13 protein-coding genes are annotated in these 15,827 nt (G+C 69.7%); 8 read left to right on the forward strand and 5 right to left on the reverse strand.

What is annotated here, in order from left to right:
• Positions 1 to 2: 2 nt before the first annotated feature.
• Positions 3 to 536 carry an NUDIX domain-containing protein gene (locus OG241_RS10235; RefSeq protein WP_405814899.1) on the reverse strand — a complete coding sequence of 178 codons (534 nt, stop codon included), beginning with the start codon at positions 534 to 536 and terminating at the stop codon, positions 3 to 5.
• A 244-nt stretch (positions 537 to 780) separates the two neighbouring features.
• On the opposite strand from OG241_RS10235, the gene OG241_RS10240 reads away from it, so the two are divergent.
• The 4 genes from OG241_RS10240 to glpK all read left to right on the forward strand — a co-directional run bounded on the left by OG241_RS10240 (position 781) and on the right by glpK (position 4,944).
• Positions 781 to 1,206, forward strand: coding sequence for a Zn-ribbon domain-containing OB-fold protein (locus OG241_RS10240; RefSeq protein WP_405826120.1), 426 nt, complete (start codon positions 781 to 783; stop codon positions 1,204 to 1,206).
• Positions 1,203 to 2,393 (forward strand): lipid-transfer protein, encoded by a 1,191-nt coding sequence (locus OG241_RS10245; protein ID WP_405814900.1) that lies wholly within the window; start codon positions 1,203 to 1,205, stop codon positions 2,391 to 2,393. The genes OG241_RS10240 and OG241_RS10245 overlap by 4 nt, the downstream gene beginning before the upstream one ends.
• Positions 2,394 to 2,647: 254 nt before the next feature.
• On the forward strand, positions 2,648 to 3,373 hold the full coding sequence (locus tag OG241_RS10250) for an MIP/aquaporin family protein (protein ID WP_405814902.1): 726 nt from the start codon (positions 2,648 to 2,650) through the stop codon (positions 3,371 to 3,373).
• 59 nt (positions 3,374 to 3,432) lie between these two features.
• Positions 3,433 to 4,944 (forward strand): glycerol kinase GlpK, encoded by a 1,512-nt coding sequence (gene glpK / locus OG241_RS10255; protein ID WP_405814903.1) that lies wholly within the window; start codon positions 3,433 to 3,435, stop codon positions 4,942 to 4,944.
• A gap of 120 nt (positions 4,945 to 5,064) precedes the next feature.
• Here the strand turns inward: glpK and OG241_RS10260 are convergent, their stop codons facing one another.
• The 4 genes from OG241_RS10260 to OG241_RS10275 all read right to left on the reverse strand — a co-directional run bounded on the left by OG241_RS10260 (position 5,065) and on the right by OG241_RS10275 (position 9,536).
• The gene (locus tag OG241_RS10260) at positions 5,065 to 5,670 is read right to left on the reverse strand and encodes a GTP-binding protein (RefSeq protein ID WP_405814904.1); all 606 of its coding nucleotides are present in this window, start codon (positions 5,668 to 5,670) and stop codon (positions 5,065 to 5,067) included.
• Positions 5,671 to 5,817: 147 nt separating this feature from the next.
• Positions 5,818 to 6,213 carry a DUF742 domain-containing protein gene (locus tag OG241_RS10265; protein WP_405814905.1) on the reverse strand — a complete coding sequence of 132 codons (396 nt, stop codon included), beginning with the start codon at positions 6,211 to 6,213 and terminating at the stop codon, positions 5,818 to 5,820.
• 9 nt (positions 6,214 to 6,222) lie between these two features.
• Complete coding sequence (locus tag OG241_RS10270; RefSeq protein WP_318318697.1) at positions 6,223 to 6,663, reverse strand: roadblock/LC7 domain-containing protein; 441 nt, start codon at positions 6,661 to 6,663, stop codon at positions 6,223 to 6,225.
• On the reverse strand, positions 6,660 to 9,536 hold the full coding sequence (locus OG241_RS10275) for a nitrate- and nitrite sensing domain-containing protein (protein WP_405814907.1): 2,877 nt from the start codon (positions 9,534 to 9,536) through the stop codon (positions 6,660 to 6,662). Before OG241_RS10275 ends, OG241_RS10270 begins: the two co-directional genes overlap by 4 nt.
• Before the next feature lie 419 nt (positions 9,537 to 9,955).
• On the opposite strand from OG241_RS10275, the gene OG241_RS10280 reads away from it, so the two are divergent.
• From OG241_RS10280 to OG241_RS10295, 4 genes are all read left to right on the forward strand, one after another.
• Positions 9,956 to 10,528, forward strand: a complete 573-nt coding sequence (locus OG241_RS10280; RefSeq protein WP_405814909.1) for a hypothetical protein — start codon at positions 9,956 to 9,958, stop codon at positions 10,526 to 10,528.
• Between the two features lie 513 nt (positions 10,529 to 11,041).
• Entirely contained in the window at positions 11,042 to 12,502 is a 1,461-nt protein-coding gene (locus tag OG241_RS10285; protein WP_405814911.1) for an aldehyde dehydrogenase family protein, read from the forward strand.
• A gap of 147 nt (positions 12,503 to 12,649) precedes the next feature.
• Entirely contained in the window at positions 12,650 to 14,221 is a 1,572-nt protein-coding gene (locus tag OG241_RS10290; protein ID WP_405814913.1) for an APC family permease, read from the forward strand.
• Positions 14,222 to 14,267: 46 nt separating this feature from the next.
• Entirely contained in the window at positions 14,268 to 15,818 is a 1,551-nt protein-coding gene (locus OG241_RS10295; RefSeq protein ID WP_405826122.1) for a GMC family oxidoreductase, read from the forward strand.
• Positions 15,819 to 15,827 lie beyond the last annotated feature (9 nt).

Raw genomic sequence — 15,827 nt, forward strand, 5'->3', positions numbered from 1 at the left:
GCTCAGTAGCGGCCTTCGAACCAGGCGCGTGCGGCCACCGTGTGCAGCGGGAAGGCGAGCTCCTCCGGCCTGCGCAGAAGGTGCCAGCCGTCCGTCTCGTCCGTGGCGGCGGACTGCGGCAGGTGGTCGGCGGGTCGTTCGGGCAGGACTCCGAAGAGCAGCAGGTGCCCGTCGGGCGAGCTCAGGGCGTCGGCGAGACGGACGTCGCGGCTCGCCGCCTCGATGCCCGTCTCCTCCCGAAGCTCACGGACCAGGGCCTGCCGCCAGTCCTCGCGGTGGTCGACGTACCCGCCGGGCAGGGCCGTGCCTCCGCGCGCGGGGGCGATGGTTCGGGTGATGACGACGAGGGCGGCGCCTTTGGTGTCGTACACGGGCTGGAGTGCCACCGCGACGGGCAGCGGGTTGCGGTAGGCCACGGTGCCGCAGGAGGGGCAGGTACGAGGCCAGCCGGAAACGCCCTCTCCGTAGGGCGCTCCGCAGCTCGAACAGTGGGAGTTCGGCGCGGACTTGTCGGTTGAGAGTTGGTTTACGGACACGCCGCGGACTGTATCCGATCATGTGGACGAAGGCCTTCCGGGGGCACCCCCGGACACCTCCGTAGCGGGAGGGGACGGCCGGAACCACCCCCGTGGGCCCCGGCCGTCCCCTCCCGCTACGACGACGCACACAGGGCCTGTGCGGTTCTGTGCGACGGCTGCCCAATCCGATGTGACCGTGCCACACTTCTGACGTTCCGTCAGATTCAGCTCTGGAGGGGATGTGGCACGCAGCCGTACACCTGTGGTCGCCGGGTGGTTCACCGAGGACGAGGAGGGGTTCCGGCTGCTCGGCACCCGCTGCTCGGCCTGCGCTTCCGTCTTCTTCCCCCGTGAGGACGTCCACTGCCGCAATCCGGGGTGCCCGGGCGGCGAGTTGGCGGAGGTGCCCCTGTCCCGGCGCGGTCGCGTCTGGTCGTACACCGACAGCCGGTACCGGCCTCCGTCACCGTATGTGACCGATTCGGAACTTCCGTGGGAGCCGTACGCGTTGATCGCTGTGGAGCTGGAGTCCGAGCGGATGGTGGTGCTGGGACAGGCGGTTCCCGGGGTCACCGTCGCCGATCTGACGGTGGGTATGGAGGTGGAGGTCGCTGCGGGTGTGCTCCACGAGGACGCGGAGACGACCTGGACGACCTGGCACTGGCGGCCGACGGGGGCGATGAAATGACCGGAGAGGTGGCAGTGCTCGGCGTGGGCATGCACCCCTGGGGCAAGTGGGGACGCGGCTTCACGGAGTACGGCTCGGCCGCCGCGCGCGCGGCACTCGCGGATGCGGGCGTCGACTGGCGGGACGTCGACTCGGTCGTCGGTGCCGACACCGTGCGCGGCGGCTACCCCGGCTATGTGGCGGGGGCGACGTTCGCCAAGGCGCTGGGCTGGCAGGGTGCCCGGGTGACCAGCGTGTACGCGGCGTGCGCGTCCGGGGCGCAGGCGGTCGCCGTCGCCCGAGCGCAGATCCTCGCCGGGCTCGCGGAAGTGGTGCTTGTCGTGGGCGCCGACTCCGCACCGAAGGGGTTCTTCCGGCCTGCGGGCGGGAACCGGGCCGACGACCCGGACTGGCTGCGGTTCCGGGTCCTGGGGGCGACGAACCCGACGTACTTCGGGCTGTACGCGCGGCGGCGGATGGCACTGCACGGCGACACCCTGGAGGACTTCGCGCAGGTCAAGGTCAAGAACGCCGCTCTGGGCGCGCTCAACCCGAACGCGCGCTACCGCAAGCGGGTCACCGCCGACGAGGTCGCCGCGTCCGCGGTGGTCGCCGATCCGCTGCGGCTGCTCGACATCTGCGCCACCTCCGACGGCGGGGCCGCGCTGGTGCTGACCGGTATGGAGTTCGCGCGCCGGCACGGGGTGGTGGAGCCGGTGCGGATCCGGGCGGTGTCCACAGTGACGCCCCGATACCCCACCACCGTGCTGGACCTGCCGGACATCGCCACGGACTCGGCGGTGACCGTGGAGCCGGCGGACGGGACGTTCCGGTCCTCGATAGCGCAGGCGGCCTACGCGGAAGCGGGCATCGGTCCCGAGGACCTTTCCCTGGCAGAGGTCTACGACCTGTCCACGGCCCTGGAGTTGCAGTGGTACGAGGATCTGGGGCTGTGCGGCGAGGGCGAGGCGGCGAAGCTGCTGCGGGAGGGCGCGACGGCTCCGGGCGGGCGCATACCCGTCAACACCAGCGGCGGCCTGGCCTCCTTCGGAGAGGCCGTGCCCGCGCAGGCCATCGCCCAGGTGTGCGAGCTGACTTGGCAGCTGCGAGGAGAGGCCGGTGACCGGCAGATCGCCGGGGCACGCGTGGGTATCACGGCCAACCAGGGTCTGTTCGGGCACGGTTCGTCGGTGATCGCGGTGCGGTGAGGCGTGTTCATTGTCGTCGCCCACCTTGACGCCCACAGGACGCCGGAGAACACTTCCGGTGTCAGTCGGCCTCGCCGCACATTCTCGGCGTATGCAGACAATGCGCCGTTCGGGACCCGTCCGGATCATGGGCCCTGTTTCTGGGTGCGATGCGGCTGCGGCAGCACGCTCGTCTCGGCTGAAGTAGCCATGGGAACGCACTCTGCAAGATCGCCCGGGGCCGGATCGCCCCGGGCGAGGGCCCAGGAGCCACCATGAGCAATGGGGACATCTTTGTCGGCGAGATCATCGGTACGGCGATTCTCATCCTCTTCGGCACCGGCGTGGTCGCCGCTGTCCTACTGAACTACTCCAAGGCGAAGGACGCCGGCTGGGTCGTCATCACGTTCGGCTGGGGCTTCGGCGTGCTGGCGGGGGCGTACACCGCCGCGCCTCTGTCCGGCGGGCATCTCAACCCCGCAGTGACGATCGGGATCGCCGTCGACACCGGGGACTGGGACAAGGTGCCCGTCTACATCGCCGGGCAGATGGTCGGTGCCGTCCTCGGCGCGGTCCTGTGCTGGCTGGTCTACTTCGCCCAGTTCCAGGCCAACGCCGAGGAGGAAATCGCCCAGCCGACGCTCGGGATCTTCTCCACCACGCCCGCGATCCGCAATCCCGTCGCGAACCTCGTCACCGAGATCATCGCGACCATGGGTCTGGTGCTGCCGATCCTCGCGTTCGGTCTGACCAAGGGGCTCGGCGAGTCCGGCACGTCGATCCTGATCGTCTCCTTCCTGGTGGTCGGAATCGGGCTGTCGCTCGGCGGGCCCACCGGGTACGCCATCAATCCGGCCCGTGACCTGGGCCCGCGCATCGCCCACGCGCTGCTCCCGATCCCCAACAAAGGCACCTCGGACTGGAGTTACGCGTGGATCCCGGTGGCGGGGCCGCTGATCGGCGGTGTGCTGGCCGGGCTCGTCTTCAAGGCAGCCTTCTGACGCGCACGCACGCCTTTCCGGGGCTGCAGACTTCCGGAGATTCCCACGAAGGGGACGTCATGACGGACAAGTTCGTCGCCGCGATCGACCAGGGCACCACGTCCAGTCGCTGCATCGTCTTCAACCAGGACGGCGCGATCGTCGCCGTCGACCAGCGTGAGCACCGCCAGATCTTCCCCAAGCCCGGGTGGGTGGAACACGACGCCACCGAGATCTGGTCGAAGGTGCAGGCGGTCGTCGCGGGCGCGCTCGCCAAGGCCGGGCTGCGCGCCGACCAGCTCAGCGCGCTCGGCATCACCAATCAGCGCGAGACGACGGTCCTGTGGGACCGCGCCACGGGAAAACCGGTCCACAACGCGATCGTCTGGCAGGACACACGGACGGCCGCGCTCTGCCACGAACTCGGCGGCTCCGACGGACAGGATCGTTTCCGCGAGCAGACGGGACTGCCCCTGGCCAGCTACTTCTCCGGCCCCAAGGCGGCCTGGCTGCTGGACAACGTGCCGGGCCTGCGCGCCCGCGCCGAGCGCGGCGAGATCGCCTTCGGCACCATCGACTCCTGGCTGATCTGGAACCTGACGGGCGGCACGGACGGCGGGCGGCACGTCACGGACGTCACCAACGCCGGCCGGACGATGCTGATGGACCTGGAGACCCTCCAATGGGACGCGTCCATCCTGTCGGCGATGAACGTCCCCGAGAAGATCCTCCCCGAGATCAGGTCTTCCTCGGAGGTGTACGGCACGGCGGTGGGCCAGCTCGCGGGCGTCCCCGTGGCCTCCGCGCTGGGCGACCAGCAGGCCGCGGTGTTCGGCCAGGCCTGCTACGACGTGGGGACGGCCAAGAACACGTACGGCACCGGCAGTTTCCTGTTGCTCAACACCGGCAGCCGGCCCGTCGCCTCGAAGAACGGTCTCCTGACCACGATGGGGTACAAGATCGGCGGCGAGGCTCCTGTCTACTGCCTCGAAGGATCCATCGCGATCACCGGGGCGCTGGTGCAGTGGTTCCGCGACCAGCTCGGCATCATCCGTACCGCCGACGAGATCGAGACGCTCGCGGCGAGCGTCGACGACAACGGCGGCGCGTACATCGTGCCCGCCTTCTCCGGCCTGTTCGCGCCCTACTGGCGCTCCGACGCGCGCGGCGTGGTCACGGGCCTCACGCGGTACGTCACCAAGGGGCATCTGGCGCGTGCGGTGCTGGAGGCGACGAGCTGGCAGACGCGGGAGGTCGTGGACGCCATGTTCCAGGACTCCGGGGTGAGCATCACGACCCTGAAGGTGGACGGCGGCATGACGAAGAACAACCTGCTGATGCAGCACCAGGCTGACGTCCTCGGGGTGCCGGTCATCCGCCCGAAGGTCTCCGAGACGACCTGCCTGGGAGCGGCGTACGCGGCGGGGCTGGCGACCGGGGTGTGGAACGACCTCGACGAGCTGAAGTCGCACTGGCAGAAGGACGTCGAGTGGACGCCCGCCATGGAGGCGACGGTCCGCGACCGCGAATACCACAACTGGCGCAAGGCCGTGGAGAAGAGCTTCGGCTGGGAGGACGACGGCCGGGGCTAGCGCCACCGGTCGTCACACAGGTCCACGCGCAGGTCCACGCGCGCGCGTGGCACTGGACCGCGGCCCGTACCCCGGTCGGCGGGGGTACGGGCCGTGCGCGAGCGGGATGGTGCGGGGCGGTCAGGTGGTGACGGTCGCACGGCGGTCGGCCGCGTACGCCATCGCGTGCTGGACGACTCCGATGAGGACCTCCTTGACCGACTCCCGGTTGCGCGCGTCGCACAGCACGAGCGGCACGTTGGGGTCGAGGTCGAGCGCCGCCCGGACGGACTCCGACGGGTAACGGGCAGCTCCGTCGAAGCAGTTGACGCCGACCAGGAAGGGTATGGAGCGCCGTTCGAAGTAGTCGACCGCGGCGAAGCTGTCCTCCAGCCGGCGGGTGTCGGCGAGGACGACCGCGCCCAGCGCTCCGGTGGCGAGCTCGTCCCAGAGGAACCAGAAGCGGTCCTGTCCGGGCGTACCGAAGAGGTAGAGCACGAGGTCCTCGCGGAGCGTGATGCGGCCGAAGTCCATGGCCACCGTGGTGGTGTGCTTGCCCTCCACCCCTCGGAGGTCGTCGACCGGGCGGCCCGCCTCGGTGAGCAGTTCCTCGGTACGCAGCGGCCTGATCTCGCTGACCGCGCCGACGAGGGTCGTCTTGCCCGCGCCGAATCCGCCGGCCACGAGGATCTTGAGCGTGACGGGCTCGACCGGGGACTTGCCGCGTTCAGAACGCCCGAAGATCATCGGTCTCTTCTCCTGCTTGTTCGGGATCGGTCGGCGGTGGGCCGTGACCCCCGCCGCCGGGGGGTTTCGATGACGTCATCGGCTCGTTGCACCGGAGACGGCGAACCGCCCCTCTCCGCCGGGCCATTGTCCCCCACCGCGCGCTCCTCAGAGCGCTCGGAGGCCGTTGATCACATCGCGCAGAATGTTCTCGTCCACCAGCTCGGCGGGGGGCACGGGACGCGTCACATGAACCATTTCCTCGTCCACGAGGTCCCCGATGAGCACCCGCACCACGCCGATCGGGAGATTGAGTTCGGCAGCGAGTTCGGCAACCGACTGGGGAGCGTCACGGCAGAGTTCGACGATGTCCACGTGTTCCGGGGACAGCGTGTGATCCGCTTCCGGGTCGTCGGCGTGCGCCTCCGCGATGACCACCGCGATCAGGTCGAGGCGGTGCTGGGCCGCATGGCTGGTGCGGCCTCGCGTCATGGCGTACGGACGGACGACCGGTCCCGCCTCGTCGTCGAACCAGTGGCTTCTGGGTTGACCGTCTGCGCTCATGTCATCCCACTACCCGCCTGCGGGCAGATCGGTGCGCGGAGCAGCCGCCAGATGCACACCGACACGCTTCACCAGGAGAGTCATCTCGTAGGCGACCTGGCCCACGTCCGAGTCCGCGTCCGACAGCACGGCCAGACAGCTGCCGTCCCCGGCCGCCGTCACGAACAGGAACGCGTCGTCGAGTTCGACGACCGTCTGACGGACGTTGCCGGCGTCGAAGTGGCGCCCCACACCCTTGGCGAGGCTGTGGAATCCGGAGGCGACGGCGGCAAGGTGCTCACTGTCCTCCCGGCTGAGGTCCTTGGAGACCCCGGTGGGCAGTCCGTCGCCGGAGAGCACAAGCGCTCTGCGGATACTGGCGACCCGGTCGACGAGGTCGTCGAGAAGCCAGTTGAGCTCCCCCGACGCCTTGTCGCTCGCGGTCTGGCCGGTCGCCTTCGGTGCGGTCATCGACCGTCCCCCTTACTCGTTCCTTGTGCTGTGCCGTCCGTGGCGACGTCGCCCACGGCGTTCTCCTCACGACCACGCTGCCAGCCGCGCTGCAGCGAGGCCATGCGACTGCGGACCTCGTCGGCGTCACGATCGAGGAGCTCGGCCCCGTCCTGGGTACGTGGGTTCATCCGTTCGGTGCGCCGCTCCGGGCCGTCCCTGAGCTGGGGAGCCAGGTTGGCCTGCCGGACCCGGCGGGGCAGCCCCGCCGTACCGGACGCGGCGGGGTCGGGCGCCGTACCGGAACCACCGCGCCGGTCACGCTGCGGAAGTTCCGGGGCCTCGGGCGACCGGCCACCGAGGCTGTCACGGGCCGTCTCCGCTCGCCCGGCGGGGCCACGGGCGGGCACGTCGGGACGGTCGCCGACGGATCGGTCGCCGAAGCGCGAGGCAAAGGGTTCCACCGACTTCCCTCTGCCGTCCCAGGGGCGCCCGGGGGACTCCGAGCGGTCGCCGAAGCCCTCACGCGGGTCGGTTTCCCGGCGGATCGCTGCCTCGCCCCGGCGGCGTGCCGGGAGCGGGGCCAGCGTGTCGGGATCCGTCGCGCCCGCGTTCTCCGCCGGCTGCTCGTCCGGCGACGGGTTGCGGCGGGACGACTGCTCGGTGACCGGACGGCCGTGGGAACTGACCAGTTTGGGGGTCCGGCGGCGCGGCAGCTCCAAGGGGTCGCTCAGGTCGCCCGGCACCCCGGTGACCGAGCGGCGACTACGGGAAAGTACGCCCTGTTCGCTGTCCGCGTCGTCGAAGGAACCGGGAAAGTCGTTCAGGGAGTCCAGGTCGACCGGCGCCTCGAGCTCGACCGGCCCGTCGATGAGCGAGGGGGGCAGGCCAGGGAGGCGTACGGGCGCCGGGGAGAGCGCGGCCCTGCGGCTCCCCTCGAACTCGGCCTCTTTGGAGGGATGCGCGCGGTCGAGGCGGAAGCCGATGCCGTTGGTGTCCGGGACGTCGTCCGTGAGAAGCGCGTCGGGGACGAAGACGACGGCCGTCGTGCCGCCGTACGGGGACGGCTGGAGGGAGACCCGGACGTTCTGCCGCTGAGCGAGCCGGCTGACGACGAACAGGCCGAGCCGGTCCGTGTCGGACAGTTCGAACTCGGGTGTCTCGGCGAGGCGCAGGTTGGCGTCGAGAAGTGCTTCCGCGGCCATGCCCAGACCCCGGTCGTGAATCTCCAGGGTGAAGCCGTTGGCGACACGTTCACCCAGAACCTGGATGGCGGTGTGCGGGGGCGAGAACACCGTGGCGTTCTCCAGGAGTTCGGCCACGAGGTGCGTCAGGTCGGCGACGGCGGGTCCGGTGACGGCCATACGCGGCAGCCTGCGGACCTCGATGCGCTCGTAGTCCTCGACCTCGGCGACGGCCGCGCGGACGACGTCCATCAGCTGGACTGGTTTGCGCCACTGCCGGGAGGGGGCGGCCCCGGAGAGGATCACCAGGCCTTCGGCGTGCCGGCGCATACGGGTGGTCAGGTGGTCGAGGCGGAACAGGTCGGCGAGTTCGTCGGTGTCCTCAGTCCGGCGTTCCATGGTGTCCAGCAGGGTGAGCTGCTTGTGCAGCAGGACCTGGCTTCGCCGGGCGAGGTTGACGAAGACCTCCGAGACTCCGGAGCGGAGTTCGGCCTGCTTGACGGCCGCCTCGACGGCCGCGCGCTGGAGGGTGTTGAGGGCCTGACCGACCTCGCCGATCTCGTTCTTGTCGTACTCGAGGCGCGGGACCTCGGTCTCCACGTCGACCTGTTCGCCGGCCGACAGCCGGCGCATCACGCTGGGCAGTCGTACGCCGGACGCCTCGTGGGCCTCCAGGCGCAGTTGGCGCAGGTCGCGGATGAGGGCGCGGCCGATGCGTACCGACAGGAAGAGCGAGAACAGCAGGGCCACCAGTCCGAGGACGCCGGCGACGACGGCCTTGACGATGACGCCCATCACGACCGGACGGACCCGGTCCTGGTAGCGGTCGCCCGACTCGTCGTTGAGCTCGCGCAGTTCGTCGAGGACATCGCCCGCGGTGGTGTCCCAGCTCTTCGCGGTGACGCCCCTCGGGTGGCCGGACTCGGCGCCGATGGCGGCCTGTTCGGCCACCCTGAGCGGCGCGGTGGAAGCGTTCTTCCAGAACCGGTCGTAGCGTGCGCGGTCCGACAGCGGGAGCAGCGGCAGGCTGACGTCGTACATGACGGTGCGCTGGGCCACGAGGTCGGAGATGTCGCGGGACTCGTCGCGGGAAAGCTTGCCGACGACCAGGGCCGAGCCGAGCAAGGCGTCCTCGCGGGAGAGCAGTTCGCGGGCGCGGGCGGTGTTGACGAGCGCCCGGGCCTGCTTGTCCATCTCCAGGTTGTCGATGATGTGCAGGTTGGAGAGCAGGACGTAACAGGGGTCGACCAGGCGGTTGTAGAGGTCGAGGGCCTGGGACCGGGTGACGGTGCCCTCCTCGACGCTGCGGCGCAGGGGGCCGATGCCGTCGAACGCCTCGAGGACGGCGGTGAGTCGCTCGCTGTCGCTGTCGCTGATCGAGTTGCGCACGTCGGACTTGTCGGCGTTGGCGCGGATCTTGTCGATGACCGCGTCGGTGGCGGTGCGGCTGCGCCGCAGGGCGGCCAGCGCGTCGGAGGCACGGGGGTCGGCGAGATAGACGAGGGTCTGGCGGCGCTCCTGCTGAAGCACGCGTACAGCGTCCTCCGTGGGGTAGCTGACCTTCTCCACGATCGACGAGACGTTGAACAGCTCGGCCGCCTCACGACCCGTGAGCACTGTGGCGAAGCCCCAGATCGCGGTCAGGGACACCAGCGGCACGAGAAGCAGCGCCACGATCTTCCGGCGGATGGACTTCCCGCGAAAGCGCATGGCCTCCCCCAGCTCGCCCCCGTCGACGCGGGGGTACACATGTGCGTCAATAATCGGCGTGAGCCTACTACTGCCCCGCAGCTAACTCGAAGACCTGTCTGGGTACTGAACTGCCGTGCTCCCGGCGAGACATGGCGAGTTGTCCCGTCATTGCGGGAGATTGCCTCCTCGAATCCGACACCGACCGCGCCACGGCACCCCTGGGCCAACTTGGCCGTTTGGCTGGATTTTTACGTTTGATGGGAATCTTCGAGACACGCTGATCGTCTTTGTACATGGGCAATGGGTGCCGGAGCCGTCAGCAGTTCCGCATCCCGCGTCCAGACCGCGTAAAACAGCGTTAGCCGGGCAACCACTGGGGAGCCGGTGTCACCGACACCGGGACGGGCGGTCTGCTGGGCGGTGGGGAGTGACACGTGATGGGCACGGCGGAACGACGCGAAACGCTCGGGAACGACGTGGCGGCACCTTTGGTGGTGCACGAGGGCGCCAGGAGTATCAGCGCGAGTCAGGACACGGGCGGCGGCGGTGAACCGTCCGCCACCCCCGGTGCGACCGGGCAACTCCCTTCGTCCGCACGGACGGAGCCCCGGCCGGCATACCGGCAGCTGTGGGTGGAGGAGCCCGCGCGTCGGCGCCGTCTGCCGGATCCGGTGCGTACGGCGGCCGTTCGAGCGGTGCTCGTCATCTCGGTCACGCTGATCCAGGCGATGGTGGCCTTCCTGTCCACGCTGGCCGGCTCCTGGCTGGCCTTCCCGATGGTGATCAGCAGCGTGGCCAGCACCGTCGTGGCCACCTGGGCGGCGCTCGACGTGTGGGTGACCCGCCAGGTCTGGAACCAGCGCAACGGCGTGGTGTCGACCCCGAGCAGCACGGCGCGGGCGCTGCGACGCGAGCGCCGCAAGGCCCGGCGGCAAGCGCGGGTGACCGCCAGGTCCCAGGAGCGCATACGCAGGCAGAGCGGCGGGTCCGGGCAGCTGTCTCACCCTTAGCAGGCGCCCGGGCGAGAAGGCCCCGGGTGGGCAGGACACGGGCGGGCAGGACGCGTCCGAGCCGAGCCGGCCCGGGCATGCATGGCGCGCTCCCCGCGGCTGCGCCACTCCCCTCGCTCGGCGGAGCGAGCCCGCATGAACGAACGCTGACGGCCGCCGCACGAGCATCGCGTTCCGCTGGAGCGAGCACCGCGGCCAATAGCTGATCATCGAAGGCGTCACGAGGCGCCGCCGCGCAACGGTCCGGCCCGCACTCACCTCCGCGCCGTTCCCTTCCCTCAGCACCATGCTCGGCAGCGCTCCCCCTCGACGAAATCGCGGGCGCGCCCGAACGGTGGTGTGCTGGTGCCGGACAAAGGGCTCACCAGGGGAGCCGCTCCTTTCGGCCATGGCCCGCCGACCATCCGGTCAGACGTGTCGAAGATCACATTTGGCATGAATCGTCGTCGGCCGGTAAGGCGCCCTCTCGCAAGGGGCGCCTTTGATGCGGCGCTGACCAGGAGGAACGAGAACATGCCCGAACTCTTCATCGGCGGTACGTGGAGGTCAGCGCTCGACGAGCGCACCCGGGAGATCCGCTGTCCCGCCGACGGCTCTCTGGTCGGTGTCGTCGACGAGGCGGGCGGCAAGGACACGGTGGAGGCCATCACGGCCGCACGCCGCGCCTTCGACGAGGGCCCCTGGCCCGGTACACCGGCGAGCGAACGCGGTGACCTGCTGCTGCGTGTCGCCGACCTCATGGTCCGCGACAAGGACGAACTGGCCCGCGCGGAATCCCTCGACACCGGAAAACGCCTGGTGGAGAGCGCCTACGACATCGACGACATCGTCAACTGCTTCCGCTACTTCGGTCGGCTCGCGGCAAGCGAGACCGGGCGGGTCATCGACACCGGTTCGCCGGACGTGGACAGCCGGGTCGTGTACGAACCGGTGGGTGTCTGCGCCCTGATCACCCCGTGGAACTACCCGCTCCTCCAGACCGCGTGGAAGGTCGCTCCGGCGCTCGCGGCAGGGAACACCTTCGTCCTCAAGCCGAGCGAGCTGACCCCGCACACCGCGATCCATCTGATGCGGCTCCTGGAGGAGGCCGGACTGCCGGCAGGCGTGGCCAACCTCGTCCTCGGCGCCGGTCCGGAGGCGGGCGCACCGCTCGGCGACCATCCGGACGTCGACCTCCTCTCCTTCACCGGCGGACTCCAGACAGGCCGCAGGCTCATGGCCGCCGCGGCCGGCACCGTGAAGAAGGTCGCGCTCGAACTCGGCGGCAAGAACCCCAACATCGTGTTCGCGGACGCCGACTTCGACACCGCCGTCGACATGGCGCTCACCGCGGTGTTCCTGCACTCCGGACAGGTCTGCTCGGCCGGGGCCCGGCTGCTGGTGCAGGACTCACTGCACGACCGGTTCGTCGACGAGGTCGTCCGGCGGGCCCAGCTGATCCGGCTCGGCGGCCCGTTCGACGAAGAGGCCCAGACCGGCCCGCTGATCTCCGAGGCACATCGTGCGAAGGTCGAGGCGTATGTCGCCCAGGGCCTGGCCGAGGGCGCGGTCCTGCGCTGTGGCGGGGCGCGTCCCGAGGGACTCGACGACGGCTTCTACTACCCCCCGACGGTGCTCGACGAGTGCGACGCCCGGATGGCCGTCGTGCAGGAGGAGTCGTTCGGGCCGGTGCTCACCGTAGAGCGGTTCACGGACGAGGCGGAGGCGGTCCGCCTCGCCAACGACACCGTGTACGGGCTCGCCGGAGGCGTCTTCACCACGGACGAGGCCAAGGCCCAGCGGGTCGCGGCCCGGTTGCGGATCGGCACGGTGTGGATCAACGACTACCACCCGTACGTCCCCCAGGCGGAGTGGGGCGGCTACAAGCAGTCCGGCTTCGGCCGTGAACTCGGGCCCTCGGGACTCGCCGAGTACCGCGAGGCGAAGCACATCTACCGCAACACCGATCCCTCGCCGCAGGGCTGGTTCTCGTAGCGCCACCTGCGCGCCCCTTACGCGCCCTGTTCGCACCGTTCCCCTCGTGTGTGTCCTGAACGCGCGCCCCCATTGGTCCCACCCGTTCATCCCGGCACCCGCATCGAGCCGCTCCCTCCCCTTCCCCGGTCCCCCAGGAGTCCGCTCATGGCAACCACCGAACAACCGACAGGCCCAGGGCACACGGACGACGCCGAACTCGCCGAGTTCGGCTACAAACCCGAGCTCAAGCGCACCCTCGGCAACTTCCACACCTTCGCGGCCGGGATCAGCTACATCTCGATCCTGACCGGCACCTTCCAGCTGTTCTACTTCGGCTACGGCAGCGGCGGTCCCGCCTACTGGTGGTCGTGGCCGATGGTGTTCGTCGGCCAGTTCATGGTCGCGCTCTGCTTCGCGGAGCTGGCCGCCCGCTATCCCGTGGCGGGCTCGGTCTACAACTGGTCGAAGAAGATCGGCAATCCGCATCTGGGCTGGCTCGCCGGCTGGATGATGCTGATCGCCTCGATCGTGTCGATCGCCGCGGTGGCACTCGCCTACCAGCTCACGCTGCCGCAGATCTCCAGCGTGTTCCAGATCGTCGGTGACGGCACCGGCAAGTACGACGTGGCGACCAACGCGGTGATCCTGGCCGGCGTCCTGATCCTGTTCACGACCGTGGTGAACGCCTTCGGCGTCAAGCTGATGGCCACGATCAACACGGCGGGTGTCTTCATCGAGCTCGTCGCCACAGTGGTGCTGATCGTCCTGTTCGCCGTGCACATCACCCGAGGCCCGCAGGTCGTCACCCAGACGAACGGCACGGGCGCGGGCCACGGCGCCGGCTACCTCAGCGCGTTCCTCGTGGCCTCGCTGGCGTCCGCGTACGTCATGTACGGCTTCGACACCGCCGCCTCGCTCGGTGAGGAGTCCCGCGATCCGTCCCGGAACGCGCCGCGCGCCATCATCCGGGCGATCGTCGCCTCCTTCGTCCTCGGCGGCCTGATCCTCCTTCTGGCGCTGATGAGCGTCTCCAGTCTGAAGGGCAAGGAGCTGTCCACGGACGGTCTGCAGTACGTCGTGCTCGACGTGCTCGGGCCGACGGCCGGCAAGGCGATGCTGTGGTGCGTGCTGATCGCGGTCACCGTCTGCGCGCTGGCCGTCCACACGGCGGCGATCCGGCTGGCGTTCGCGATGGCCCGCGACAACAACCTCCCGGCGTCCTCCCTGCTCGCGAAGGTCAGCCCGCGTTTCCAGACGCCGGTGCTGCCCGCCGTGATCGTCGGTGTGCTGGCGCTGGCGATCCTGGTGGTCAACATCCGCCAGCCGCAGATCTTCACCGTCGTCACCAGCATCGGCATCATCATGATCTACCTCGCCTATCTGGGCGTGACCGTACCCATGCTGGTGGCACGGCTGCGCGGCAGGTGGCAGCCGGCCGGCGACGGCAAGTTCTCGCTGGGCCGCTGGGGCCTGCTGGTCAACATCGTGGCCGTGATCTGGGGCGGCGCCATGACGACGAACCTGATCTGGCCCCGGGCCTCGGTCTACAACGCCACCGCCCCCTTCCACTGGTACCTCCAGTGGGGCGCCGTGCTGTTCGTCTCGGTCATCGCGGGTGGCGGTTTCGCCTACTACTGGTTCGTCCAGCGGCACCGGACGGGTGTGCTCGCCGGACACCGTCTTGAGGGAACCCCGGCCGCGCCGGTCGCTCCCCTCGCCGCCCCGGCGGCCGACTGAAGGAGGTCGAGCACTGATGGAGCAATCCCCCATGGACCAATCACTCATGACCACCGACGAGTTCGACTACGTGGTGGTGGGCGGAGGCACCGCCGGCAACGTGGTGGCCGCGCGGCTCTCGGAGGACCCGTCCGTCACCGTGTGCGTGCTGGAAGCGGGCCCGAGCGACGTCGGCGACGACGACGTCCTCAAACTGGAACGCTGGATGGGCCTGCTGGAGTCCGGCTACGACTGGGACTACCCGGTCGAACCGCAGGCCAGCGGCAACAGCTTCATGCGGCACGCCCGCGCGAAGGTGCTCGGCGGCTGTTCCTCCCACAACTCCTGCATCGCCTTCTGGGCCCCGGCCGAGGATCTCGACGACTGGGCGGCAGCGGGCTGTACGGGCTGGAGCGCGGCGGACCTCTTCCCGCTCTACCGGCGCCTGGAGACCAACGACGCCCCCGGCGACCACCACGGCCGCACCGGCCCGGTGAAGCTCCGTACGGTGAAGAGCGAGGACCCGTGCGGCGCCGCCCTGTTGGAGGCGTGCGCACAGGCGGGCATCCCCACCACGCCCTTCAACTCCGGGAACACCGTGCTCCGCGGGGCCAACTGGTTCCAGATCAACTCCGACGAGAACAACATCCGTCAGTCGTCCTCCGTCGCCTATCTCCATCCGGTCATGGGCAGGCGGCCGAATCTGGAGGTACGGACAGGGGTGCGGGCGAAGCAGCTCGTGCTGGAGGGGCGTCGGTGCGTGGGCGCCGAGTACCTCGACCCCGATCTCATCCACACCAGGACCGTCCGGGCGCGCCGCGAGGTCATCGTGTCCTGCGGGGCGATCGACACCCCGAAGCTGCTCATGCTGTCCGGTATCGGACCGGCCGAACAGCTGCGCGAGGTCGGCGTCGAAGTGGTCGTGGACTCCGCCGGCGTCGGTGAGAACCTGCAGGACCACCCCGAGGGCGTCATCATGTGGGACGCCAAGCAGCCGATGCCCACGATGTCCAACCAGTGGTGGGAGGCGGGCATCTTCTACGACACCGAACCGGGCCTGGACCGGCCCGACCTGATGTTCCACTACGGTTCGGTGCCGTTCGACATGAACACGGCGCGTTGGGGCTACCCGACCTCGGAGAACGCCTTCTGCCTCACTCCCAACGTCACCCGGGCGAAGTCGCGCGGCACGGTGAGGCTGCGTACCCGCGACTACCGGGACAAGCCGAAGGTCGATCCGCGGTACTTCACGCACGAGCACGACGCGCGCGTGATGACGTACGGGCTGAAGCTGGCGCGCCGGATCGCCGCCCAGCCCGCGCTGAGCGGCTGGGCGGGGGCGGAACTGGCCCCCGGGCCGGATGTCCGGACGGACGACGAGCTGCTGGACTACATCCACAAGACCCACAACACCGTCTACCACCCGGCCTGCACGGTGAAGATGGGTGCCGACGACGACGCGTCGGCTCCGCTGGACGCGCGGTTGCGGGTCAAGGGTGTTGAAGGGTTGCGGGTTGCCGACGGGTCGGTGATGCCGGATCTGGTGACGGTGAATCCGTGCATCACGACGATGATGATCGGGGAGAAGTGTGCGGAGCTCTTGAAGGGGGACGCGTAGGGGTGGTGC

Source organism: Streptomyces sp. NBC_01390 (assembly GCF_045040105.1).
In the GTDB taxonomy this organism is placed as follows: domain Bacteria; phylum Actinomycetota; class Actinomycetes; order Streptomycetales; family Streptomycetaceae; genus Streptomyces.

Coding starts and splice junctions, on each gene's coding strand:
- OG241_RS10245 (WP_405814900.1), top strand. CDS start 1,203: ATGACCGGAGAGGTGGCAGTGCTCGGCGTGGGCATGCACCCCTGGGGC.
- OG241_RS10250 (WP_405814902.1), top strand. CDS start 2,648: ATGAGCAATGGGGACATCTTTGTCGGCGAGATCATCGGTACGGCGATT.
- glpK (WP_405814903.1), top strand. CDS start 3,433: ATGACGGACAAGTTCGTCGCCGCGATCGACCAGGGCACCACGTCCAGT.
- OG241_RS10260 (WP_405814904.1), bottom strand. CDS start 5,670: ATGATCTTCGGGCGTTCTGAACGCGGCAAGTCCCCGGTCGAGCCCGTC.
- OG241_RS10265 (WP_405814905.1), bottom strand. CDS start 6,213: ATGAGCGCAGACGGTCAACCCAGAAGCCACTGGTTCGACGACGAGGCG.
- OG241_RS10270 (WP_318318697.1), bottom strand. CDS start 6,663: ATGACCGCACCGAAGGCGACCGGCCAGACCGCGAGCGACAAGGCGTCG.
- OG241_RS10275 (WP_405814907.1), bottom strand. CDS start 9,536: ATGCGCTTTCGCGGGAAGTCCATCCGCCGGAAGATCGTGGCGCTGCTT.
- OG241_RS10280 (WP_405814909.1), top strand. CDS start 9,956: ATGGGCACGGCGGAACGACGCGAAACGCTCGGGAACGACGTGGCGGCA.
- OG241_RS10285 (WP_405814911.1), top strand. CDS start 11,042: ATGCCCGAACTCTTCATCGGCGGTACGTGGAGGTCAGCGCTCGACGAG.
- OG241_RS10290 (WP_405814913.1), top strand. CDS start 12,650: ATGGCAACCACCGAACAACCGACAGGCCCAGGGCACACGGACGACGCC.
- OG241_RS10295 (WP_405826122.1), top strand. CDS start 14,268: ATGACCACCGACGAGTTCGACTACGTGGTGGTGGGCGGAGGCACCGCC.